The organism is Corallococcus sp. AS-1-12, from assembly GCF_020036995.1.
Classification (GTDB): domain Bacteria; phylum Myxococcota; class Myxococcia; order Myxococcales; family Myxococcaceae; genus Corallococcus.
Genome location: NZ_JAIQDD010000004.1, coordinates 114,474 through 136,671 on the forward strand (window position 1 = coordinate 114,474; position 22,198 = coordinate 136,671).

The window sequence follows — 22,198 nt, forward strand, 5'->3', positions numbered from 1 at the left end:
TCACCAGACCATGGCCCAGCACCCGTTCGACGTGGCCCACGCCGAGGCGCCCCTCGGTTACACCCTGTCCCTGCTCCTGGTGGGCAGCGAGCGTGAGACGCGCGCCATGCGCGACGCGCTGGAGCGGGAGGACATCCTCTCCATGCTCACGCTGGAGCCCGCCAACACGCCGGAGGCCCTGGAGCAGGCGCTGGAGCGCCCCTGGGCCCTGGTGCTGGTGGGCTCCGAGCTGCCGGGCATGGGCTGGGAGGACGTCCAGGCCGCCTGGGTGAAGCGCGGACGGGAGACGGCCTTCGTGGTGAGCGCGCCCACCTGGAGCGCGGACACGCTGGCCGCCGTCATGCGCGCCGGCGCGCGCGACTACGTCTGCGAGGACCGCTACGGCCACCTGCCCTTCGTGGTGGCGCGGGAGCTGCGCCTGCACGCCGAGCGCGCCCAGCACCAGATGACGGGCGTGGAGCTCAAGCGCACCAACTACCTGCTCAGCAACATCATCGACGCGCTGCCCTTCGTGCTGTTCGTGAAGGACGCGGAGACGCGCCGCCTGGTGGTGGTGAACAAGACGTTCGCGGACGCCTTCAAGGTCACCAAGGAGTGGCTGCTGGGGAAGCTGGACCACGACTACTTCCCCAAGGAGCAGGCGGACTCGTTCATCGCCATCGACACGGAGATCCTCGAGACGCGCAGGATGAAGACATTCGAGGAGGTGGCCCGCGCGGACGGCGTGGACCGCATCTTCGCCACGCGCAAGATTCCGCTGCTGGATGACCAGGGCGTCGCGCGCTTCGTGCTGGGCGTCACGGAGGACATCTCCGACCGCAAGCAGAACGAGGAGGCCCTGCGCGCCTCCCGGGATGAGCTGGAGGCCGCCAACAAGCAGCTCGCCGCCAGCCTGGAGGAGATCAAGAAGACGCGCGCGGTGTCCGCCCGCTCCCTGGCGAGCTACCAGCAGCGCGCGCTCCAGATGGAGATCATCCGCCAGCAGAACGAGGACCTGGACCGGCTGGCCCAGGAGCTCTCCGTGGCCAAGCGCAACGAAGAGGAGCGCGCCCGCGAGGCGGAGGGCGCCGTGCGCCTCAAGAGCGAGTTCCTGGCGAACTTCAGCCACGAAATCCGCACGCCGCTCAACGGCATCATCGGCTACTGCGACCTGCTCATGCGCGAGGAGGGCAGCCGCCTGACGCCGCACGGCCGGCGCGACCTCAACGTGGTGAAGACGAACGCCAAGACGCTGCTGGCGCTCATCAACGACATCCTGGACCTGTCCAAGATCGAAGCGGGCCGCGTGGAGGTCGTCACCGAGCCGGTGGACGTGCAGGAGCTGGCCGACGAGTGCATGGCCACCGTGAAGGAGTACCTGAAGGGCAAGGACGTGGCCCTCACGGTGAACGTGGACACCGAGGCGAAGGAGATCCGCACCGACGCGCTGAAGCTGCGGCAGATCATGCTCAACCTCTTGAGCAACGCGGCCAAGTTCACGGACACCGGCGAGGTGGCGCTCACGGTGGTGCCCGCGGGCGGCGGCGAGTTGCTGATGACGGTGGAGGACACCGGCGTGGGCATCCCGTCGGATCAGCTCCCCTTCATCTTCGAGAAGTTCCGCCAGGTGGACGGCACCACCACGCGCAAGGTGGGCGGCACGGGGCTGGGGCTCGCCATCGTGCGCGAGCTGACCCGCGTGCTGGGCGGCACGGTGGACGTGAAGAGCACGCTGGGCCGCGGCTCCACCTTCACGGTGCGGCTGCCGGACGTGCTGGCGACCACGGTGGGCGCGGACAGCCCGCACGCCACGGAGCGCCTGGTCCCCTTCCACGACGTGGCCCAGAAGCTGGCGCCCATGGCGCGCCCGGGCAGCACGGTGATGGTGGTGGACGACGACGTGCTCATCCAGCAGCTCGTCACCGGCCAGTTGGAGCCCGCGGGCTTCCGGGTGGTGACGGCCAATGACGGCATCGCGGCCATGAAGCTGGCCCGCGAGGTGAAGCCGCAGGCCATCCTGCTGGACATCCACCTGCCGCGCATGGACGGCTGGTCCGTGCTGAGCCAGCTCAAGAGCGACCCGGCGCTGGCGGCCATCCCGGTCATCCTGGTCTCCGTGGAGGAGCAGCGCGCGCGCGGCTTCAGCCTGGGGGCGTGCGAGTACCTGGTGAAGCCGGTGGAGCCGGAGCGCCTGGTGGACGTGGTGCAGAAGAGCCTGGCCTCCGCGGGCGCCTCCGCCGCCACGGGCGACGTGCTGGTGGTGGACGACGACGCGGCCACGCGCGAGCTGGTCAGCCGCAACCTGCGCCGCGCGGGCTTCTCCACCAACGAGGCGCGCAACGGCGAGGACGCGCTGCTCAAGGCGCGCGTGTCGCCGCCGTCGCTGGTGGTGCTGGACCTGATGATGCCGAACCTGGACGGCTTCGAGGTGCTGCGCCGGCTGCGCGCGGAGAAGCTGTCCGTGCCGGTGGTGGTGCTCACCGGCAAGACGCTGTCCAAGGAAGAGGAGACGCTCCTGCGCGACGGCTTCGCGGGCTTCGTGCGCAAGGGCGGCCACGCGCTGGAGGACGTCATCGCGCAGGCGAAGGGCCTGCTGATGTCCCAGCGGGCGGCGTCCGCGGGCAAGCTGCCCCGCGTGCTGTACGTGGAGGACAGCGAGCAGAACCGCGACATCGTCCGCAGGTATCTTGGCGGACTGTATGACCTCATCGAGGCGGAGGACGGCGAGCAGGGGCTGGAGCGGGCCCGCAACGACGCGCCGGACCTCATCCTCATGGACCTGTCCCTGCCGCGGCTCGACGGCTGGGAAGTCACCCGCAGGCTCCGCGCGTTGCCGGATGGGCAGAACGTGCCCGTCATCGCCGTCACGGCGCACGCGGGTCGCGAATACCAGGACAAGGCGCAGGCGGCCGGTTGCACGGCCTACATGACCAAGCCCCTGGACCGCGATCAGCTCATCGAGACGATTCGTCAGTACCTAGGGAGAAGCCATGGCTGAAGCAAAACCGCGCGTCCTTGTCGTGGACGACGATCCGGACCTGCTCGACCTCGTGCAGCGCTCGCTGAGCGCGTACGGGTTCGATGTGCAGACCCACACGTCCGCCCTGGGCGTGTCCAACATCGTGCGCGCCTCCGAGCCGGACTTCGTGCTCATCGACGTCAACTTCCCCGCCCTCAAGGGGGACAAGGTCGTGGGCCTGGCGCGCCAGTACGCGCCCCCCGGCACCCGCTTCATCCTCTACTCCGCCTCGGACGAGGCCAAGCTGCGCTCGCTGGCCATCGCCTCCGGCGCGGACGGCTACATCTCCAAGAGCGTCCAGGGCGCGGAGCTGGCGCAGAAGCTCAACGCCATGCGCCTCAAGCCTCGCCCGGCGTCGCCCAACCGGAATCCCTCACCGGTTGAGAGCTGACCCGCCCCCTGGGTGAGCCCGACCCCTCGGGCCACCCCGTACTCCGGACGGATGGGAATCTCAAAAATCGATAACCCGCAAGCCCTGTATGACTTGAAGTTCACCAAAAGGGCTGTAAGGTAGTCGCTTCTAGAGATTTACGCGCTCACTGTTCCTCCTGACTGGGGCGCGCCTCACCCACCATGTACTGCCTGCGTCCCCCCGGAGGCACCTTGCATACGTCGACTGATTACAGCCATGCGGAAAAGCTGAAGCAGGAGCTGACTCAACCCTTGTTCAACGTGATGTTGAAGAAGTGGGTGGGCAAGGGCGAGCTGGACTACGAGCGCTACCTGCACACGGACACCCTGCTGTCGCTGCAGTCGCCGGAGGGGGAGCTGGTTTCGCATGACGAGCTGATGTTCCAGATCGTCCACCAGTCCCAGGAGCTGTACCTGAAGCTGGCGTCGCGGGAGATGGTGGAGGTGGTGGCGGAGATGGACCGCGACGCGCTGTGGGCGGTGGTGGCCCGGCTGGCGCGCGTGCAGAAGATCATCGCCGGCATCAGCGCGGAGATGGCCATCCTGGAGACGATGACGCCGGCGGAGTACCAGGTCATCCGCCGCAGCCTGGGCAACGGCAGCGGCCAGGAGTCGCCGGGCTACAACACGCTCCGCCACGCGGCGGACGGGCTGGAGGCCGCGATGGAGCGCATGCTGGCGCGCCGCGGGCTGACGCTGTTCCAGGTCTATTCGGCTGGGGGGCCGAAGGACCTGCAGCACGTCTGCGAGCAGTTGCTGACGGTGGATGAGAGCTTCCAGGGGTGGCTGTACGCGCACTACCAGTTGGTGCGCCGGACGATTGGCATCGACCGCACGGTGAAGGCGCTGGACGGGCTGCCCTCGCAGGTGCTGCAGGCGCGGATGACGCTGCCGCTGTTCCGCGCGCTGTGGGACGTGCGCGTGGAGCTGACCGCGGGCTGGAAGCGCGAGGGTGGCTACGCGCCCGGCGAGTCGCGCACCGGCGGCGGCTGCCCGATGGCCGCGATGAACGCGATGAAGGACACGGCGGTGCACGCGCCGGTGGCCCAGGCGCACGCCCCGGCGGCGCACGCGCACCACGCGCCCGTGGCCCACGCGGCCCCGGCCCACGCGCACGAGGCGCGCACCGGCGGCGGCTGCCCGATGCACGCCATGCACGCCCAGCACGCTCCGGCGGCGCACGCGTCCGCGGTGCACGCTCCGGCGGCGCACGCGTCCGCGGCGGCGACGCACGCGTCCGCGGTCCACGCTCCGGCGACGCACGCGTCTGCGGTCCACGCGGCTGCGGCCCACGCGGCGGTGGCCCATGCTCCGGCCGCCCACGCGCATCCGGCTCCGGCTTCACACGTGCCCCATGCGCCGCACGCGGCGGCCCATGCTCCGCACGCGTCCGCGATCCACGCTCCGGCGGTCCACGCGGTGCACGCTCCGGTGGCCCATGCTCCGGCCGCGCACGCGCAGCCGGCTCCGGCCCCGCATGGGCCCCATGCTCCGCACGCGGCGGCACATGCTCCGGTGGCCCACGCCCCGCACGCGCCCGCTCCCCATGCGCCGGTGGCTCACGGGCCGCATGCGGCGGTGCCCCATGCTCCGGCACCTCACGGGCCTCACGCGCACTCGCATGCCGCGCATGTGTCGGCGTACGCCCACGCCCAGGAGCTGCGGAGCCAGTCGTGACCGTGGCGGCACTCCCGGGAGCCCTGCGCGCGGAGTACCCGCTGCTCCAGACCTGCACGTACCTCAACAGCAACTCCACCGGGGCGCTGCCCCGGGCCGTGGAGGGCGTGCTGGCGCAGTACTGGAACACGATGCGCGCGTGGCGCGATGACACCTGGGACACCTGGCTGTCCCAGATGCAGGCCTACGCGGACGGCGTGGCGGACCTCATCGGCGCGCCCGCCGGCTCCGTCGCGCTGGACACCAACCTGAGCGCGCACCTGTCGCGCCTGGCCTCGTGCCTGGACTTCTCCGGAGAGCGCCGCCGCGTCGTCGTCACCGACCTGGAGTTCCCCACCGTGCCCTTCATCTGGAAGGGCTTCGCGCGCTACGGGGCGGAGCTGGTCGTCGTCCCGTCGAAGGACGGCCGCGTGGACGAAGCCGCTCTGGAGGCGGCCATCGACGCGCGCACGCGCATCGTCTGCGTCGCGCACGGCGCCTTCGCCACCGGCGCCGTGCTGGACGTCGCGCGCATCGCCAGGGCCGCGCACGCGGCCGGGGCCCTCATCGCCACGGACGCGTACCAGACCGTGGGCACCGTTCCCGTGGACGTGCGCCAACTGGACGTGGACTTCCTCATGGGCGGCGCGCACAAGTGGCTGGGCGGCTCCGAGGCCGCCTTCCTGTACGTGCGCCCGGGACTCCTGCCCACGCTCCGGCCCGCGGCCACCGGGTGGCTGGCCGGAGCTTCACCGCTCGGCTTCCAGCAGACGACGGACTACGCCCCGGACGCGCGCCGGATGATGGGCGGCACGCCCGCGCCGCTGATGGTCCTGCTGTCCCAGCCCGGACTGGAGCTGCTCAAGGGCGTGGGCATCCACGCCGTGCGCGAGCACTCGCTGAAGCTCACCGGCCGGCTGATGGCCCGCGCGGACGCCGCGGGCCTGCGCGTGGTGACGCCGCGCGAGCCGCACCAGCGCGGCGGCGTGGTGGCGTTGAGCTTCCCCGGCGACGCCCGGGTGACCCAGCGGCTGGTGGCGCGCGGCTTCATCTGCAGCCACCGGGGCTTCCTGCGCGCCGCGCCGCACTTCTACAATACGCCCGAGGAAGTGGACGCCTTCATGGACGCGCTCCTCGAGGAGCAGCGCAAGGAGGTCGCATGAGCCAGATGCCTCCCCCCACCCGCGAGGCGCCCTCGCCCCGCGCCCTCCTGCACCTGCTGTTCAACGGCGCCCGCGCGCTGGACATCGTGGAGACGGCCCTCAGCCTGGGCCTGCTGGACGCGCTGGAGCCCGGCCCGGTGACGCTGGGCGAGCTGTCGGCGAAGCACGGCCTGGTCCCCAAGCGGCTCTACAAGTTCCTCGACTGCCTGGAGAGCCTGGGCCTGGTGCAGCGCGAGCAGCCCAGCGACGCGCTGGAGGCGGCGCGCTACCGCGGCGCGCCCGGCCTGCGCGCGGCGGCGGAGGCCGTGCTGGGCCCGAAGTCCCTGGAGCGCGACCGGGAGAAGTACGACTGGAAGGCGCTGCACGGCCGGCTGCCGGAGACGCTGCGCGGCCAGCACTCCATGTCCGCCGCGTCGTTCGACTGGCCTCCGCGCACGCCCGAGCAGGTGGAGGGCTTCGAGGCCAGCATGGCCGCGGGCCTGGGCCCCATCCTGGAGACGTTCCGCGCGCACGCGGGCACCCTGTGGCCCTCCGAGTCCCGGCTGCTCGACGTGGGCGGCGGGGACGGCACGCTCGCGGAAGCCCTGCTGCGCCAGCACCCGGCGCTCGCCGTGGACGTCTACAACCTGCCCGCCACGGAGGCGCTCGTAGCGCGCACGCGCGAGCGCGCGGGCCTGTCCGCGCAGCGCATGGGCTTCGTGGGCGGAGACTTCCTGAAGGAGCCCCTGCCCACGGGCTACGACGCGCTGTCGTTCGTGCGCGTGCTGCATGACTGGCCCGCGGAGGTGGCGCGGTCGCTGATGCAGGCCGCCTTCACCGCCCTGCCCTCCGGCGGACGCGTGCTCATCTGCGAGGAGTTCCGCACCCCGGAGCGGCTGGCGGCCCAGTTCTTCTGGTCCTACTTCCTCATCGGCGTGGACACGTGCGTGAGCCGGCTGCGCGAGGTGGAGTTCTACCTGGAGGCGCTCACCGCCGCGGGCTTCACGCACGCGCACGTGCTCCCCGGCCCCTTCGAGCTGGTGGTGGCCACGAAGCCCTGAGCCTCCCCGGGACGTCCTGGCCTGCCCTGCGGGCCCTGTCCTACGCTGGACACCTGACCCCCTCCTCCAGGTCACAACGGGAGGGGGGATGTTCAGACTGTGTCCTGGCCAGACGCGGTAACCAGCCACACGCAGACGGGAGGAGCCTGTATGCCAGGTCCCCGGTCACGAACGGGGTTGAATGCGGTAGGGCAGGACCACCGGTGGGAAGAGGCGCGGGAGCCTGAAGCGCCACGGGGTGGAAGACCGGCGGCGCGCACGCACCTGGAGCGCGAGGTGATGGTGCCGGTGGATGACGCCGTCCTCGTCCGGGGGCGGCTGGCGGTGCCCTCGGGGGCCCGGGGCGTGGTGGTGCTGGCGCGCGGCAGCGACAGCAGCCTCCAGAGTCCACGGCTCGCGCAGACCGCGCGCCTGTTCCAGGCGATGGGGCTGGGCACCCTGCTGATGGACCTGCTCACCCGCGAGGAGATGGAGGAGCGCAGGACGCGGCAGTTGCGCTTCAACGTGGGCCTGTTGGGCATGCGCATGGCGGGCGCGGCCCGGTGGCTCAAGCGCGAGGGCCCCACCGCGGGCCTGAACGTGGGCTACTTCGGCGCGCACACCGGCGCGGGCGCGGCGCTGTCGGCCGCGGCCTTCCGGCCCGACCAGGTGGAGGCCGTCGTGTCGCGCGGCGGCCGCCCGGACCTGGCCGGCGCGGTGCTCCCCAAGGTGCAGGCCCCCACCCTGCTGCTGGTGGGCGGCGCGGACACGCTGGGCCTGGACATCAACCGCCGGGCCTACGAGGCGCTCCGCGCCGACAAGCGCATGGACATCATCCCGGGCGCCACCCACCACTTCCAGGAGGACTCGGAGCTGGAGCAGGTGGCCGAGCTCGCCGGGGAGTGGTTCCTCCAGCACCTGGGCGCCCCCCGGGACGGCGCACGCGAAGCCGCGCCGCCCTGAGGCGAATGGCTCAGGCCAGCACGGGGCGGGTCACGCCCAGCTCGCACGCCATCACCGCGAGCTGGGCGCGGTTCTCCGGCCCCAGCTTGCGGTAGATGCTCGTCAGGTGGGCCTTCACCGTGCGCTCGGTGATGCCCAGGTGCGCGGCGATCTTCAGGTTGTCCGCGCCGGCCGCCACGTAGCCCAGCACCTCACGCTCGCGCAGCGTCAGCCGTGACAGCGCGGAGGCCGGCATGTGGAGGTCGTCCAGGTGCATGGCACTGGCGTGGAGCATGTCCACGGGCAGCAGCCGCTCGCCCCGGGCCACGCGTTGCACGGCCCGCACCACGTCATCGACGCCCGCGTTCAGCTTGCACAGGTAGCCCGCCGCGCCCGCCTGGAAGCAGCGCTCCACCACGTCCGGCTCCCGGTGCCCGGACAGCACCAGCGCGCGCACCTGCGGATGGAAGTCATGCAGGTACCTCAGCGCGTTGAAGCCGTCCTCCGCGCCCTCGCGGCCCACGTGCTCCAGCCGCAGGTCCACCACCGCCACGTCCGGCGCGGCCGCGCGCACGTTGGACAGGAACGAGCCTGTCTCCGCGCACCGGGCCACCACCTTCATCCCCGCCCCCTCCAGCAGGGCCACCAGGCTCTCACGGAACACCTGCTGATCCTCGAGCAGCGCGACGCGGATCGCGCGCTCCGTTGAGTTCAGATCCATGGATGACACCTCATCTTCCCATCGTTTGGTCAGCACCCCCTGGGAAGAGACATTCACCGTACGCCATCCCGCCCAGCCTCGTGAAACCGCTCCCAGTACGGGGACGGCGCGGACGAAGCGCAGCGAACGTTGCGTCGTCCGCGACCCTGACGCGGAGGGCCGCCAACAGTGCGCTGGCGAGCAGGAGATCCGGTTCTTGCCCGTTCAAGCCCTCCGGGCTACGTCCGTCGCATGGCGACCCGTTCCCCACGCGACAGCGAGCTCGAAGCCATCCTGGAGAAGATCCGTCAGGTGCGGAACTTCGACTTCCGCAACTACAAGCGGGCCACGCTGCAGCGGCGCATCGAGCGGCGGATGCAGGCCACGCGTTGCCGGAGCCGGGCGGCCTACCTGGCGCTGCTGGAGCGGGACCCCGCCGAGGTGAGCACGCTGGTCTCCTCCATGCTCATCAAGCTGACGACCTTCTTCCGGGACCGGGAGGTCTGGCTGGCGCTGGAGCAGAGCGTGGCGGAGCTCGTACGCCAGCGGCCGGACACGGAGCTGCGCATCTGGAGCGCGGGCTGCGCCACCGGCGAGGAGGCGTACTCACTGGCCATCATCGCGGCGGAGGCGCTGGGCCCGGGCTACCCCGGCGCGGAGCTGAAGGTGTTCGGCACCGACGTGGACGAGGACGCCATCGCCGCCGCGCGCCGGGGCATCTATTCGCCGGAGCAGGTGGAGAACGTCTCCCCGGAGCGGCTGGCGCGCTTCTTCGTGCGCACCGGCAACAACTACACGGTGCGCAAGGAGATCCGCCGCGCGGTGGTGTTCGGCGTGAACAACCTGGTGTCGGACGCGCCGGTGTCGCGCATCGACATCATCCTGTGCCGCAACGTCTTCATCTACCTGGACTCGGAGTTGCAGAAGCGGGTGCTGGCGCGCTTCCAGTTCGCGCTGCGCCGCAGCGGCCTGATGGTGCTGGGCCGCTCGGAGCTCATCCCCTTCGCGGCCCGGCTCTTCCGGCCCATGGATCTGGCCCGGCGCATCTACCGTAAGGACGGTCAGGCGGAGGTCACCAGCACGACGCAGGACCGGCTGCCCCCGGAGCCCACGAACTTGCCGCGCCTCATCGAACCCAGCCAGTCCTTCGAGCGCGCATTGCTGCGCACCATCCTGGACTCGCACCCATGCCCACACATCGCGACAGACAACGACGGGACGGTGACGCTCTGGAGCCGCGCGTCGGCCCGGCTGTGGAACCGCAACGAGGGCGAGGTGCTGGGCAAGAAGCTGGCGGCGCTGGGGCTGGCGGGCCTCAGCGGCGACCTGCTCATCGAACAGAGCCAGCGCGTGCGCGGCGGCGCCTCCGAGCGGGAGGTGGCCGACGGGGTGCTGGAGGCCGTCTCCGGAGAGCCCATCGCCCTGCGCACCCAGGTGGTCCCCCTGCGCGACGCGAACGGTGAGCGCCAGGGCCTGCTGTACGCCCTGCATGACTTCACCCACCAGCGCGGCGTGGAGCAGTCCCTGCGCGCGGCGCAGGAGGAGCTGCAGGCCATGCATCTGCGGATGCAGTCCTCCACGGAGGAGCTGCGCGCGTCCAACGAGGAACTGGAGACGACCAACGAGGAGCTCCAGTCCGCGAACGAGGAGCTCCAGACGACCAACGAGGAGCTCCAGTCCACCAACGAGGAGCTGGAGACGACCAACGAGGAGCTCCAGTCCGCCAACTCGGAGCTGGACGCCACCAACCGCGAGCTGGCGCACCGCACGCTGGAGATGGACGCGCTCACCTTCCGCCAGCGCACCATCATCCGCACGCTGTCCACCGCGGTGCTGGTGCTGGACGGCGACGGCCGCATCACCACCTGGAACCTGGCCGCGGAGCGGCTGCTGGGCCTCACCGAGCGCGAGACGGTGGGTCAGGTCCTGTGGTCCCTGCACGTGCCCGCGCTGAAGCGCGCGCTGCTGCTCAAGCTGCGCCGCCATCTGAAGGAGAAGCGCTCGCTGCGCATGGAGGGCATGCCCTATCAGTTGCCGCACGGGGGCAAGGGCAGCGCCACGCTGGTGGCCACGCCGCTCATCACCGACACGCACGTGCTGGGCTCCATCATCCTCTTCGAGGACACCACCCGGGCCACCGCCCTCCTGGAGGAGAACCGCGCCCTGAGGGAGAAGCTCAAGGCATGAGCCAGCGCCGCGCGCCTCCGCCCTCCGCCGTCCCGGGCCCGAGCGTCCGGGAAGCCCAGGGTCTGCTGCGCAAGTACCGCGAGCTCATGAAGAAGCACACCGCCCTGGTGCGCAAGCTGGGGGAGCACACCCGGCGGCAGGCCATCACCTTCAAGCTGTCACGCTGGGCGCTGGAGACCAACGACAGCGCGCTCGCGGTGATGAACGCCACCAGCGTGGTGCTGGCCAACAGCCGCTGGCACGTGCTGGGGCGGCTGCGCGGCCCCTGGCGGCGCGAGGAGGACGGCGCGGAGCGGATGGCCCTGCGCGACGTGGGCCAGGCGGAGGCCGCCGCGGTGCTCGCGGTCCCCGAAGGCACGCGCATCACCCGCTACCGGCAGGCGCGCGAGCCCCAGCCCCGGGTGCTGGAGGTGCGCGCCGAGCGCGTCGCCGGCCACATGCAGGGGCAGGTGCTGGTGCTCGCGCGCGACATCACCGAACAGGCGCGCGCCGAGGCGGAGCTGGCCAACGCGCGCGCCACCCTGCTGGAGCGTGAGAAGGTGCGCGCCCTGGGGGAGCTGGCGGCGGGCATCGCGCATGACCTGCGCGCCACGCTCAATGCCATGCGGCTGCGGCTGGAGATGCTCCAGCCCAGCGTGCAGCCCTCCGGCCAGGGCCAGCAGCACCTGGACGCGCTCACGCGCGTCGTGTCCGACGCGGAGGCGCGCGTGGACCGGCTCCAGGACTTCTCCCGCAGCAAGCCCGAAACCGCCCTGGAGCGCGTCCAGTTGATGGACGTGGTCCGCGACGCGGTGGAGATCGTCCGGGGCGGCATCGAGCAACAGGCGCGCCAGGCCGGGCACGCGCTGCGCCTGGACGTGGAGCTGCCCAACGGGCTTCCCCTGGTGTCCGGTTCGGCCATGGAGCTGCGCTACGTCATCATCAACCTGCTCATCAACGCGCGCGACGCCATGCCCCGGGGCGGCGCCATCCGCATCAAGGCCTTCCGGTTCGGAAAGGCGGTGCGGCTCACGGTGGAGGACGAGGGCACCGGCATCCCGGAGGAGCACCTGCTCAACATCTTCAAGCCCTTCTTCACCACCAAGGGCGACAAGGGCACCGGCCTGGGGCTGTCCATGGCCCACGGCGTGGTGACGCAGGCGGGCGGTACGCTCACCGCGGCCAACCGCCCGGAAGGGGGCGCGGTGTTCACGCTCACCTTCCCCGCGCTGAAGGCCCCGCCGCGCGGCGGAGCGCGCTGAGCCGCGCCCCTTCAGCCTGTCTGCTCGGAGTCGTCGGAGTCGTCGGAGTCCCCGGAGACTGGGGACGCCGCGCCGGGCGGAGGCGCCGCGAGCACCGCCTGGCGCAGCAGCGCCACCTGGGCCTCGGCCGTGCGGGCGCGCTCCACGAAGCGCAGCGCGGAATGGTCATGGCCGCGCTCCCGGGCCCGCGTGGCCAGCCGGCGAGACAGGGACGCGTTCTCCTCCAGCGCGCCCGTCAGCACCACGCCCACCACGCGCGGGCCATGGGTGCTCGCCGCCGAGCGGAGCAGCGGATCCACCGCCGGCCGGTGCCCGTTCTCCCTGGGGCCCTTCAGCACCCTCACGCGGCCCGGCTCCACCAGCAGGTGTCTGTCATTGGGCGCCACGTAGATGCGGCCCGGCTCCAGGGGCTCCTCCCCGTCCCGGGGATGGTGGGCCGGCAGCGGACCGGAGCGGGAGAGGATGTCCGGCAGGTAGCCGCGGTGCTGGGCCGGCACGTGCAGCACCAGCAGCACGCAGGCGGCCAGGTCCCGGGGAAGCTGCTTCGCGAGCGCGGTCAGCGCCTCCACGCCCCCCCATGGACGCGCCGATGACGATGATGTCGCGACGTTGCATGTGGCTCATCTCCCTGTGCGCGCCGGATGGGGGGGCCCCTCGATGGAGGCCAGGCGCGCCTTCCGCGAGGACACCTGCGCCTCGGCCTCCGCCCGCCCCGCCTCCGCCTGTGCCCGGCGGGCCTGCGCCGCGTGGAGGGAGGCCTCCCGGTCCATCAGCTCCGCGTGGGTCCCGGCCCGCCGGCCGTCATGCCAGGCCCAGGTCCGCTCGTTTTCGCTCCCGCCCAGCCGGGCCACGGATTGATCCGCCAGGCACACCGCCTTCAGCGCCCGGGCCCGCCGCGCGCAGGCCCGGGAGAGCGCGGCGTAGGCCTCCGCCTGCTCCAGGGCCGCCAGGGACTCCCGCCGCCGGGCGTCCGCGCGGACCTCCAGGGCGCGCTCCCGCGAGTCCGCCTCCTCCGCCTTCCGCTGGGATGCCATCGGGGTCCTCCAGGTCGGGCGGCCACCCACCTGCCGCACGACGTGTGTTCACCCCAAGGCTGGGGACGAGCCTCCAGGCTGCCCACCCGCCAGGGCGAGACGTGTGGTTCCCATCGGAAGTCTCCAGAAAATTCCAGGGAAGCTGGCCAGGAGGGAGAGGGGTGGGTGATACTCGGGAAGTGCCCGGGTCACTGTCTTCCTTGGGGCGGCATCCTGCCGACCGGGGCACCCAACTGTCGGTTCCAGGGGGAGCCACCATGTCGGAGACCAAGATTCGCGTCCTCATCGTGGACGATGACCCGGACCAGCTCGCGCTGACGGAGCGCTCGTTGTCCTCGTACAACTTCGAGGTGCGGACGCACCGCTCGTCCCTGGGGGTCTCCAACCTGGTGCGCACCACGGCGCCGGACCTGGTGCTCCTGGACGTGAACATCCCCGCGCTGAGCGGCGACAAGGTGCTGGCGCTGGCCCGGCAGCAGGCGCCGGAGAACACCCGCTTCGTCCTCTACTCCGCCTCCGACGAGTCGAAGCTGCGCGCGCTGGCGCTGGCGGCGGGCGCGGACGGCTACCTGTCCAAGAGCACGCAGGGCGCGGACCTGGCGCGCAAGCTGGAGCGGCTGCACAAGCGCCCGCGCGTCGCCGCCGGCACCTGACGGGACGCGGGCTATTCGCCCACGAGCGCGCCGACCTCCAGGAACACCTGCCGGAAGTCGCCCTGCGCGCCCACGAGGCGCAGGTTCTGGGCCAGACCGCCGGTGGCGCGGAAGAACATCATCGCCTCCGGGGGAGGCCGGATGCGCATCATGCGCGCGGCGTTGCGCGTGAAGTGGTTGCGCATGTCGCGGTTGATGTCGCAGGTGCCGTAGTCATACGGCGCCGCGCGCATGGGCCGCCCGGCGATGTGGAGCACCTCGCGCAGCAGCAGCTCCGCCTCCGCCTCCGGCAGCTCCACGGAGAAGCCCACCTCCCGGCACAGGCCCAGCACGTCCAGCGTCTCCAGCCGCAGCGCCTGCTGGAACATGCGGCGGTTGGCCGCGACGAAGCCCGGGCTGAAGCGCTTGATGGAGCCGAAGTCCAAGAGGCCCATGCGCCCGTCCGGCATCACCATGAAGTTGCCGGGGTGCGGGTCCGCGTGGATTTCACCCGCGTCCAGGAAGGGCCCGTAGGTGGCGCGGATGAGCTGGCGCGCGACGCGGAAGCGCTCGGCGGGGTCCGGCGACGTCGTCACCCAGTCCTTGAGCGTCTGGCCCTCCAGCAGCTCCAGCGTGAGCACGCGGTGGGCGCTGCGCTCCTCGATGACCTGGGGCACGTAGAGGTCCGGCAGCCGCGCCACGCTCTTCGCGAAGCCCTGGGCGAGCTTCGCCTCGCGGCGGTAGTCCAGCTCCAGCATCAGCTCGTCGCGGAACTCCTGGAAGTAGGCGGTGCCGTCCATCACCCGCGACGTCTTGGACACCGTCTTCACGACGAGCCCCAGGTTGTCCATGTCGTGGCCCATGGACGCGTCGATGCCGGGGTACTGCACCTTCACGGCGACGGCGCGGCCGTCATGCAGCACCGCGCGGTGCACCTGGCCCAGCGACGCGGCGGCGAGCGCGTCCGGGGAGAACTCCTTGAACAGCGCCTCCGGCGGCGCGCCCAGCTCCTGCTGAATCACGCGCGACACCTGCGCGTAGGACATGGCCGGGGCCTGGTTCTGCAGCCGGGCCAGCATCTGCCGCACCTCCGGCGTGAGCAGGTCCGGGTCCATGGAGAGCGCCTGGCCCAGCTTCATGGCCGCGCCCTTCATCTCCCCCAGCGTGGCCACCAGCTTCTCCGCGGTGCCCAGGCTGAGCAGGTCCGAGGGGCTGCCGCCGGAGAGCTGTTTGGCGCCCGCCTTGAGCACCTCCGAGCCCACGTGCATGGAGAGGCCCGCCAGCTTGCGCAGGCGGTTGAAGCGCCCCTGGGGCGGCAGCTTGTCGTCGGGTTCGGAAGCCATGGGAGAGCAGAGGATTAACGAAGACTCCCCTCCCATACGCAAGACGCCCCCAGGGTGGATGCGAGCCCGGCTCCCCTACCGGGGGGCGGCCGAGCCCCGCACCCGGGCCCGGAGGAAGCGCCAGCGCTTGAGCCCCTCCAGGTCCAGCGGGTCCGCGCGGACCGCCAGCTCATAGGCGGCGAGCGCCTCCTCCAACCGGCCCACGGACGCGAGCGCGTCACCGGACAGGCGGTGGACGGCGGCGCGGCCCTCGCGGCCGGTGTTGCCCGCGAGGAAGCGGCGGCGGCACTGCTCCAGCATGGTGGCGGTGAGGCCCGCGGCCAGGCACCGCTCGATGCCCTCCACGTTGCCCAGCGTGGCGTCGTACTCCACGCGCCGCTCCACGTGGCCCAGCGTGTGGAGCGCCCCGGCCACGCGCTCCAGCGCGCGCTCCACCTGGGCGCGCTGGCCCTCCGACAGCGGGCGGGCCTTGAGCAGCTCCAGCGCCCCGCGGGCGCGCTGGGCCGCGGTGCGCACGGACTCCAGCGTGGCGTCGCGCGGCAGCTCCAGCACGGCGTACGGGTCCCCGGCGAGCCGCCGGCGGAACCCCTGGAGGACGGCCTCCGCCTGCGCGTCCTCGGGCGTGGGGATGGCGGCGGTGGCGGCGCTCCGCGCGGACGTCGCGCGCGCGGCGTTGCGGAGCTGGGCCAGTTGGGCCTGGAAGGCGGGGCTGGCGTCGCGCAGTTGCACGCCGAAGCCCGGGGGCATGTTCCACGCCTGGGCCTGCTCGGCGGTGACGTGGCGCACCACCTGCGCGGTGCATGGCAGCTCGCCGCCGGGCAGCCGCAGCACCAGCGACACCTCCGACAGGAGCGCGGGCGGCGGCGCGAGCGACTGGAAGAAGAGGCCGGAGCGGCCCACCCACTCGCCCTTGAGCTCCACGGGGGCCTGCGCGCCCGGGCCGCGCAGGAGCGCGGTGAGCGGCGGCGCGGTGGGCGCGGGCGGCGGCGCGAGCGACGCCTCCAGGGCCGCCCTCAGCTCCGCGGCGGAGGCGAAGCGGTGTTCGGGCCGCTTGGCCAGCGCGCGCAGCAGCACCCGCGACAGGGCCTCCGGCACGGTGGGGTTCAGCTCGTGCGGCGGGACGGGGTCCTTCTGCAGGTGGCCCACCAGGATTTCGGCGGCGGTGCGGCCGTGGAAGGGCACCTGGCCGGTGAGCAGCAGGTACGCGAGCACGCCGGCCGCGTACAGGTCGCTGCGCGCGTCCACGATGCCGTCGCCGCACTGCTCGGGGGCCATGAACTCCGGCGTGCCCAGCAGGACGCCCACCTCGGTGGTCATCTCCCCGGCGGGGCGCGACAGGAGCTTGGCGATGCCGAAGTCGAGCAGCTTCACGCGCTGCTTGCCGCTGGGGCTGGGGACGAGGAAGACGTTGGCGGGCTTCAGGTCGCGGTGGACGATGCCGTGCGCGTGCGCGGCGCCCAGGGCGTCACACACCTGCGCCATCAGCTCCACCACCAGCGCCGGGGCCATGGGGCCGCGGGCGAAGCTGGCCAGGCTGTCCCCCTCCAGGTACTCCATGACGAGGTACGGGCGCCCGTCGCGCGAGTCCAGGTCGTAGAGGGTGACGACGTTCTCGTGCTGCACGAGCGTGAGCGTGCGGGCCTCGGACAGGAAGCGCGCGACCAGCTCCGGGGCCTGGGCCAGGTGCGCGTGGAGCACCTTGATGGCCACGCGCTTCTGGATGAGCGTGTGCTCCGCCAGGAACACGGTGCCCATGCCGCCGCGGCCCAGCTCGCGCACGACGCGGAAGCGGCCGAACTCCTGGCCCACGAGCGACGGCACCACGGGCGTGGGAGACGACATGGGCGTGGGCGGCGACGGCAGCGCCGACGCGGGCCCGGGCGGCGGCGTGCCGGCGTAGAGCATCGTGCCGCCGTTGAGGTCCAGCCCGCGCATCAGCGTGGGACACGCCTCCGCGTCCGAGTGGGGCTGACCGCAGGAGCAGATGACAGGCGACGGGGCGAGCACGAGGGACCGGTAACCAGGGGAATGCGGTGTGGGGATGCGGACAGCGTCAGCGGCCAATGCGAGCGGTGTGCCAGGAACCGGGGCTTTCCGGTTCGCGCGGACGGGTGCGCCAACCGGTTGATCCGCTTCGCCTTTGCGACACTCGGATGCGGCCTGGGTCCCAGCTCATGGACAGACACCCCTCGCTTTCGGGGAGTTTTTACAGCCCCGGGACGGAACCGTTTTCCGTCCAGCACATCCCAATACGTTCAGCCCGCAAGACCTTGGACGACTTCCGCACTGCCTTCCCTTCAACCGTCCTGCCGCGCCGCGAAAGTTCCTTCAAGATGACAGCACGCCGTGCGGGTTTCCAGTGCGCAGCGACATGAACATCCAGACTGGAAAACATCTCGTTCAGTCTCGAAGTAAGCCGTGATTGCGTGTCTGGCGGCGGGAGCCGGGAAGGCCCTGTGGCGCACGAGGAACGTACGGATCCGACGGTGTCGTGAGGCCGACAAATCGGCCTGGGATGAAGAGTCCTGCACGGATGGCGGGGGTTTCCGGGCTTCTGGCGGGACGCGGCTGCGTGCGGTGGGGACGCGGGTTGGAGGGGCGATCTCCGCCATGCGCGGAACTGCTTCGCGCTGGGAGGTAGGGAGCATGCCGCTCCAGTCCGCAGGGAACTTCCGCGAGTTCGCCCCGGGATCCGACGAAGGTCCATCCTTCGTGGAAGCGGGCGGAAAGACTCCGGAGGCGGAGCGCAGCCGGATCGGGCGCCATCTCCGCTACGGCGGCGCGAGCTGGACGTCTGGCTTTACATCCGTGAGCAACCCGAGCACCTCATCCCGGTACGGCAGCCCCGCCTGTGCTCCCAGCCGCGTCGTCGCGATGGCGGCGGCGGCGTGCGCGAAGCGCGCGGCGGAGAGCAGCGGCTGGCCTTCCGCCAGGGCGACACTGAGCGCCGCGGAGAACGCGTCCCCTGCTCCGGTCGTATCCACCGTGTCCACTGGCAGCTCGGGCAGCCACGCCTCCTCCTCCCTCGACACCAGCAGACTGCCTCCGGGCGCCGCGATGATGGCCGCCCCCACTCCACGCATCAGCAGGTTGTTGGCGGCTCTCCGCGCGGACGCACGGTCATGCACCCGGATGCCTGTCAGCGCCCTCGCCTCGAAGGCGTTGGGCCGGAGCACGTGCACGTCCTCCAGCAACACCTCTGGCAACGGCATCGCCGGCGCGGGATCCATCACCACCCGGACACCCGCCGCTCGCGCCAGACGGACCGCCGCCTGGACCGCTTCCAGCGGCACCTCCAACTGCACGAGCAACACCTTCGCGGTGGCGATCCGCTCCGCGCTCCGCAACACATCCCGGATGGAAAGTCTGTGATTGGCGCCCGGCGAAAAGAGGGTCTGCTTCCTCCCACGTCCATCCACCATCACCAGCACCGCGCCCGAAGGCGCGGCTGGATCCGGCACCACCCCCTCCAGCGCGACACCCTCCCGCTCCAGCCCCGCCACCTGCCTCAGGCCGCGCCCATCCGTCCCCACCCGCGCCACCAGCGAGGCCCGCGCGCCCAACCTCACGGCGGCCACCGCGCCGTTCGCCCCCTTCCCTCCGAGCGCCTCCTGGAAGACGTCGCCCTCGGCGCTGCCTCCCGGCTCCGGCAGTGACGGCCCGCGCACCAGGTAGTCCGTGGCCACGCCCCCCACCACCACGATGCGCGGTTTCATGGCGGAGCCTCGCCGGACGGGCGCTCCCGCGCGGCCGTGGCCAGGTGCTCGAGGAACCAGTCCCGGGCCAACCGGGCCGCCTGCTCCAACGTCCCCGGCTCCTCGAAGAGGTGCGTCGCCCCGGGCACGATCTCCAGCCACTTGTGCGTCCGCAGCGCCTCCAATGCCTGCCGGTTGAGCGCGATGACCTCGGTGTCATCCCCCCCCACGATGAGCAGGGTGGGCGCCCGCACCGCCGGCAGCACCGCGCCCGCGAGGTCCGGACGGCCGCCCCGGGACACCACCGCCTGGACGGCCTCGGGCATCCGCCCCGCAGCCACCAGCGCCGCTCCCGCCCCCGTGCTCGAACCCATCAACCCGAGCGGCTGCCCCTCCAGCCCCGGCACCCGCGCCAGCCACCGCGTGGCCCCCACGAGCCGCCGCGCCAGCAGCTCGATGTCGAAGCGCAGGTGCCGCGTCCACCGCTCGGCCTCCTCCTCCTCCGGCGTGAGCAGGTCCATGAGCAGCGTCGCCAGCCCCGCCCGCTGCATCACTCCCGCGACGTACCGGTTGCGCGGGCTGAAGCGGCTGCTGCCGCTGCCGTGCGCGAACAACACCACGCCCGAGACCGCCTCCGGCACGCTCAGCGTTCCGTCCAACCACACGCCGGGCTCCCCCTCCACCCGCACCGCGTGCTCCGAGATTCGTCGCTCCGCCATGTCTCAACCCTCCATTGGTTTCACGGCGCCTCCGGGGCCATCCCCTCACCGTGCGCCGCGCGCGCCAGCAGCTCGCGCACCTCGTCGTCGGTGGTCTGCGTGAAGTCCTCGAACCACTGCCCCACCGCGTAGAACGGCTCCGGGGTCTGGAGGCAGACGAGCAGGTCCGCCTCGCGCTCCAGGTCCGCGCACGTCTCCGGCGCGCCCACCGGCACTCCCACCACGATGCGCGCGGGCTGATGCTGCCGCAGCGCCCGGAGCGCCGCCCGCATGGTGGAGCCCGTGGCCAGCCCGTCATCCACCAGGACCACCGTCCGCCCTTCCACGGGCGCGGGCGGCCTGCCGTCGCGGAAGAGCTGCTCCCGCCGGACCAGCTCCCGCGCCTCACGCTCGGCCGCCGCCGCGATGGCCGACCGGGGAATCCCCAGCCTCCGCACGACGCCCTCGTTGAGGACCGTGACGCCCCCCGTGGCGATGGCCCCCATGGCCAGCTCCTCGTGCCCCGGCGTGCCCAGCTTGCGCACCACGAACACGTCCAGCGGCACCCCGAGGATTCGAGCGACCTCGAAGCCCACCGGCACCCCGCCCCGCGGCAGCGCCAACACCAACAGGTCCCCGCCTCCACCAAGCAGGTCGCGGAGCCGTTGGCCCAACGCGCGGCCCGCCTCGACGCGGTCTCTGAACAATTGCATGACGTGCCCCCAGTGACGTCCTCCTCCTTGAGGTGGAAGACGTGCCGGGTGGCAGCAAGGGCACCCTGCCCGCCCGCTCCCATCACGCCCGAGTGACTTCGCGCCTGATTCGGCGATCAACCATTAACAAACATTTACCTCCGACTCCCTGCGCGCGACGCGGAGCGTCACCGGCCTATGGTCTGTCCCGCGTCAAACCCCACGGGAGTGCGTCAAAACCCAACGCAGGGAGTCCTCATGTCGAAGGTCTATGAAGCTCCGGGTCAGAAGGGCAGCAAGGTCGAATACAAGAGCCGTTACGGCAACTACATCGGCGGTGAGTTCGTCCCGCCCGTGAAGGGCCAGTACTTCGAGAACCCCAGCCCCGTCACGGGCCGCCCCTTCTGCGAGATTCCCCGCTCCACGGCGGAGGACATCGAGAAGGCGCTCGACGCCGCGCACAAGGCGAAGGACGCGTGGGGCCGCACCGCCCCCGGCGAGCGGGCCAACATCCTGCTGAAGATCGCCGACCGCATGGAGCAGCACCTGGAGATGCTCGCCGTCTCCGAGACGTGGGACAACGGCAAGCCCATCCGCGAGACGCTCGCCGCGGACCTGCCGCTCGCCATCGACCACTTCCGCTACTTCGCCGGCTGCATCCGCGCGCAGGAGGGCTCGCTCAGCCAGTTGGATGACAACACGGTCGCCTACCACTTCACGGAGCCGCTCGGCGTCGTGGGGCAGATCATCCCCTGGAACTTCCCCCTGCTCATGGCCGCGTGGAAGCTGGCCCCCGCGCTCGCGGCGGGCAACTGCGTGGTGCTCAAGCCCGCGGAGCAGACCCCCGTCACCATCCTCAAGTTCGCGGAGCTGGTGGGCGACCTGTTGCCCCCCGGCGTGCTCAACATCGTGAACGGCTTCGGCATCGAGGCCGGCAAGCCGCTCGCCAGCAACAAGCGCATCGCCAAGATTGCCTTCACGGGTGAGACGACCACCGGCCGCCTCATCATGCAGTACGCCTCCGAGAACATCATCCCGGTCACCCTGGAGCTGGGCGGCAAGTCCCCCAACATCTTCTTCGAGGACGTCTTCGCCCAGGACGACGACTTCGCCCAGAAGGCGCTGGAGGGCTTCGCCATGTTCGCCCTCAACCAGGGCGAGGTCTGCACCTGCCCGTCCCGCTCGCTCGTCGCCGAGCGCTTCTACGACGCGTTCATCGCCAGGGCGGTGGAGCGCACGAAGCGCATCGTGCAGGGCAACCCCCTGGACACCGCCACGCAGATTGGCGCGCAGGCGTCCAATGACCAACTGGAGAAGATCCTCAGCTACCTGGACATCGGCCGGAAGGAGGGCGCGAAGGTGCTCACCGGCGGCGGGCGCAAGGCCCTGCCCGGCGCGCTGGCGGAGGGCTTCTACGTGGAGCCCACCATCTTCGAGGGCAACAACAAGATGCGCGTGTTCCAGGAGGAGATCTTCGGCCCCGTCGTCGCGGTGACGAAGTTCAAGGACGCGGCGGACGCGCTCGCCATGGCCAATGACACGCTCTACGGCCTGGGCGCGGGCGTGTGGACGCGCGACACCAACACCGCGTACCGCATGGGCCGCGGCATCCAGGCGGGCCGCGTCTGGGTGAACTGCTACCACCTGTACCCGGCGCACGCGGCGTTCGGCGGCTACAAGCAGTCCGGCATCGGCCGCGAGACGCACAAGATGATGCTCAATCACTACCAGCAGACGAAGAACCTGCTCGTCAGCTACGACCCGAAGCCCATGGGCTTCTTCTAGGC

The 22,198-nt window shown here is 71.6% G+C and carries 18 protein-coding genes; 10 read left to right on the forward strand and 8 right to left on the reverse strand.

Going from position 1 to position 22,198, the window contains the following annotated elements; all coding sequences use genetic code 11:
* The first annotated feature begins 10 nt into the window (after positions 1-10).
* From K8556_RS07735 to K8556_RS07760, 6 genes are all read left to right on the forward strand, one after another.
* Positions 11-2,977 carry a response regulator gene (locus tag K8556_RS07735; RefSeq protein WP_223739382.1) on the forward strand — a complete coding sequence of 989 codons (2,967 nt, stop codon included), beginning with the start codon at positions 11-13 and terminating at the stop codon, positions 2,975-2,977.
* The gene (locus K8556_RS07740; RefSeq protein WP_014393466.1) at positions 2,970-3,389 is read left to right on the forward strand and encodes a response regulator; all 420 of its coding nucleotides are present in this window, start codon (positions 2,970-2,972) and stop codon (positions 3,387-3,389) included. Before K8556_RS07735 ends, K8556_RS07740 begins: the two co-directional genes overlap by 8 nt.
* Before the next feature lie 281 nt (positions 3,390-3,670).
* Complete coding sequence (locus tag K8556_RS07745) at positions 3,671-5,086, forward strand: tryptophan 2,3-dioxygenase family protein (protein ID WP_223739736.1); 1,416 nt, start codon at positions 3,671-3,673, stop codon at positions 5,084-5,086.
* A gap of 2 nt (positions 5,087-5,088) precedes the next feature.
* The gene (locus K8556_RS07750) at positions 5,089-6,228 is read left to right on the forward strand and encodes an aminotransferase class V-fold PLP-dependent enzyme (protein ID WP_223739383.1); all 1,140 of its coding nucleotides are present in this window, start codon (positions 5,089-5,091) and stop codon (positions 6,226-6,228) included.
* A complete protein-coding gene (locus K8556_RS07755) occupies positions 6,225-7,268 on the forward strand; it encodes a methyltransferase (RefSeq protein ID WP_223739384.1) in 1,044 nt (347 codons plus the stop codon). The genes K8556_RS07750 and K8556_RS07755 overlap by 4 nt, the downstream gene beginning before the upstream one ends.
* Positions 7,269-7,445: 177 nt before the next feature.
* The gene (locus K8556_RS07760) at positions 7,446-8,210 is read left to right on the forward strand and encodes a dienelactone hydrolase family protein (RefSeq protein WP_223739385.1); all 765 of its coding nucleotides are present in this window, start codon (positions 7,446-7,448) and stop codon (positions 8,208-8,210) included.
* Between the two features lie 10 nt (positions 8,211-8,220).
* On the opposite strand, the gene K8556_RS07765 is transcribed toward K8556_RS07760, so the two are convergent.
* The gene (locus K8556_RS07765; RefSeq protein WP_223739386.1) at positions 8,221-8,910 is read right to left on the reverse strand and encodes a response regulator transcription factor; all 690 of its coding nucleotides are present in this window, start codon (positions 8,908-8,910) and stop codon (positions 8,221-8,223) included.
* 231 nt (positions 8,911-9,141) lie between these two features.
* On the opposite strand from K8556_RS07765, the gene K8556_RS07770 reads away from it, so the two are divergent.
* Together K8556_RS07770 and K8556_RS07775 are read left to right on the forward strand one after the other, a co-directional pair.
* Entirely contained in the window at positions 9,142-11,076 is a 1,935-nt protein-coding gene (locus K8556_RS07770) for a CheR family methyltransferase (RefSeq protein WP_223739387.1), read from the forward strand.
* Positions 11,073-12,317: a sensor histidine kinase gene (locus K8556_RS07775; protein WP_223739388.1), complete on the forward strand. Its 1,245-nt coding sequence runs from the start codon at positions 11,073-11,075 to the stop codon at positions 12,315-12,317. Before K8556_RS07770 ends, K8556_RS07775 begins: the two co-directional genes overlap by 4 nt.
* An 11-nt stretch (positions 12,318-12,328) precedes the next feature.
* Here K8556_RS07775 and K8556_RS07780 read toward each other — a convergent pair whose 3' ends face one another.
* Positions 12,329-12,886 (reverse strand): chemotaxis protein CheB, encoded by a 558-nt coding sequence (locus K8556_RS07780; protein ID WP_223739389.1) that lies wholly within the window; start codon positions 12,884-12,886, stop codon positions 12,329-12,331.
* 51 nt (positions 12,887-12,937) lie between these two features.
* The gene (locus K8556_RS07785) at positions 12,938-13,351 is read right to left on the reverse strand and encodes a hypothetical protein (RefSeq protein ID WP_223739390.1); all 414 of its coding nucleotides are present in this window, start codon (positions 13,349-13,351) and stop codon (positions 12,938-12,940) included.
* Positions 13,352-13,608: 257 nt separating this feature from the next.
* On the opposite strand from K8556_RS07785, the gene K8556_RS07790 reads away from it, so the two are divergent.
* Complete coding sequence (locus K8556_RS07790) at positions 13,609-14,004, forward strand: response regulator (RefSeq protein WP_120548103.1); 396 nt, start codon at positions 13,609-13,611, stop codon at positions 14,002-14,004.
* Positions 14,005-14,015: 11 nt separating this feature from the next.
* Here the strand turns inward: K8556_RS07790 and K8556_RS07795 are convergent, their stop codons facing one another.
* The 5 genes from K8556_RS07795 to K8556_RS07815 all read right to left on the reverse strand — a co-directional run bounded on the left by K8556_RS07795 (position 14,016) and on the right by K8556_RS07815 (position 20,432).
* Positions 14,016-15,326 (reverse strand): AarF/ABC1/UbiB kinase family protein, encoded by a 1,311-nt coding sequence (locus K8556_RS07795; protein WP_223739391.1) that lies wholly within the window; start codon positions 15,324-15,326, stop codon positions 14,016-14,018.
* A 75-nt stretch (positions 15,327-15,401) separates the two neighbouring features.
* Complete coding sequence (locus tag K8556_RS07800; RefSeq protein WP_223739392.1) at positions 15,402-17,333, reverse strand: serine/threonine-protein kinase; 1,932 nt, start codon at positions 17,331-17,333, stop codon at positions 15,402-15,404.
* A gap of 764 nt (positions 17,334-18,097) precedes the next feature.
* Positions 18,098-19,042 (reverse strand): ribokinase, encoded by a 945-nt coding sequence (locus K8556_RS07805; protein WP_223739393.1) that lies wholly within the window; start codon positions 19,040-19,042, stop codon positions 18,098-18,100.
* Positions 19,039-19,740, reverse strand: a complete 702-nt coding sequence (locus K8556_RS07810; RefSeq protein WP_223739394.1) for a dienelactone hydrolase family protein — start codon at positions 19,738-19,740, stop codon at positions 19,039-19,041. Before K8556_RS07810 ends, K8556_RS07805 begins: the two co-directional genes overlap by 4 nt.
* Before the next feature lie 20 nt (positions 19,741-19,760).
* Positions 19,761-20,432, reverse strand: coding sequence for a phosphoribosyltransferase (locus K8556_RS07815; RefSeq protein ID WP_223739395.1), 672 nt, complete (start codon positions 20,430-20,432; stop codon positions 19,761-19,763).
* A 237-nt stretch (positions 20,433-20,669) separates the two neighbouring features.
* Here K8556_RS07815 and adh point away from each other — a divergent pair, with 237 nt between their 5' ends.
* Positions 20,670-22,196, forward strand: a complete 1,527-nt coding sequence (adh, locus tag K8556_RS07820) for an aldehyde dehydrogenase (RefSeq protein WP_223739396.1) — start codon at positions 20,670-20,672, stop codon at positions 22,194-22,196.
* Positions 22,197-22,198: the final 2 nt, after the last annotated feature.

Excerpts from the sequence above, each read along its gene's own strand:
- K8556_RS07755 (WP_223739384.1), top strand. The coding sequence starts at position 6,225 with ATGAGCCAGATGCCTCCCCCCACCCGCGAGGCGCCCTCGCCCCGCGCC.
- K8556_RS07735 (WP_223739382.1), top strand. The coding sequence starts at position 11 with ATGGCCCAGCACCCGTTCGACGTGGCCCACGCCGAGGCGCCCCTCGGT.
- K8556_RS07785 (WP_223739390.1), bottom strand. The coding sequence starts at position 13,351 with ATGGCATCCCAGCGGAAGGCGGAGGAGGCGGACTCGCGGGAGCGCGCC.
- K8556_RS07815 (WP_223739395.1), bottom strand. The coding sequence starts at position 20,432 with ATGCAATTGTTCAGAGACCGCGTCGAGGCGGGCCGCGCGTTGGGCCAA.
- K8556_RS07795 (WP_223739391.1), bottom strand. The coding sequence starts at position 15,326 with ATGGCTTCCGAACCCGACGACAAGCTGCCGCCCCAGGGGCGCTTCAAC.
- K8556_RS07775 (WP_223739388.1), top strand. The coding sequence starts at position 11,073 with ATGAGCCAGCGCCGCGCGCCTCCGCCCTCCGCCGTCCCGGGCCCGAGC.
- K8556_RS07790 (WP_120548103.1), top strand. The coding sequence starts at position 13,609 with ATGTCGGAGACCAAGATTCGCGTCCTCATCGTGGACGATGACCCGGAC.
- adh (WP_223739396.1), top strand. The coding sequence starts at position 20,670 with ATGTCGAAGGTCTATGAAGCTCCGGGTCAGAAGGGCAGCAAGGTCGAA.
- K8556_RS07740 (WP_014393466.1), top strand. The coding sequence starts at position 2,970 with ATGGCTGAAGCAAAACCGCGCGTCCTTGTCGTGGACGACGATCCGGAC.
- K8556_RS07770 (WP_223739387.1), top strand. The coding sequence starts at position 9,142 with ATGGCGACCCGTTCCCCACGCGACAGCGAGCTCGAAGCCATCCTGGAG.
- K8556_RS07765 (WP_223739386.1), bottom strand. The coding sequence starts at position 8,910 with ATGGATCTGAACTCAACGGAGCGCGCGATCCGCGTCGCGCTGCTCGAG.
- K8556_RS07805 (WP_223739393.1), bottom strand. The coding sequence starts at position 19,042 with ATGAAACCGCGCATCGTGGTGGTGGGGGGCGTGGCCACGGACTACCTG.
- K8556_RS07810 (WP_223739394.1), bottom strand. The coding sequence starts at position 19,740 with ATGGCGGAGCGACGAATCTCGGAGCACGCGGTGCGGGTGGAGGGGGAG.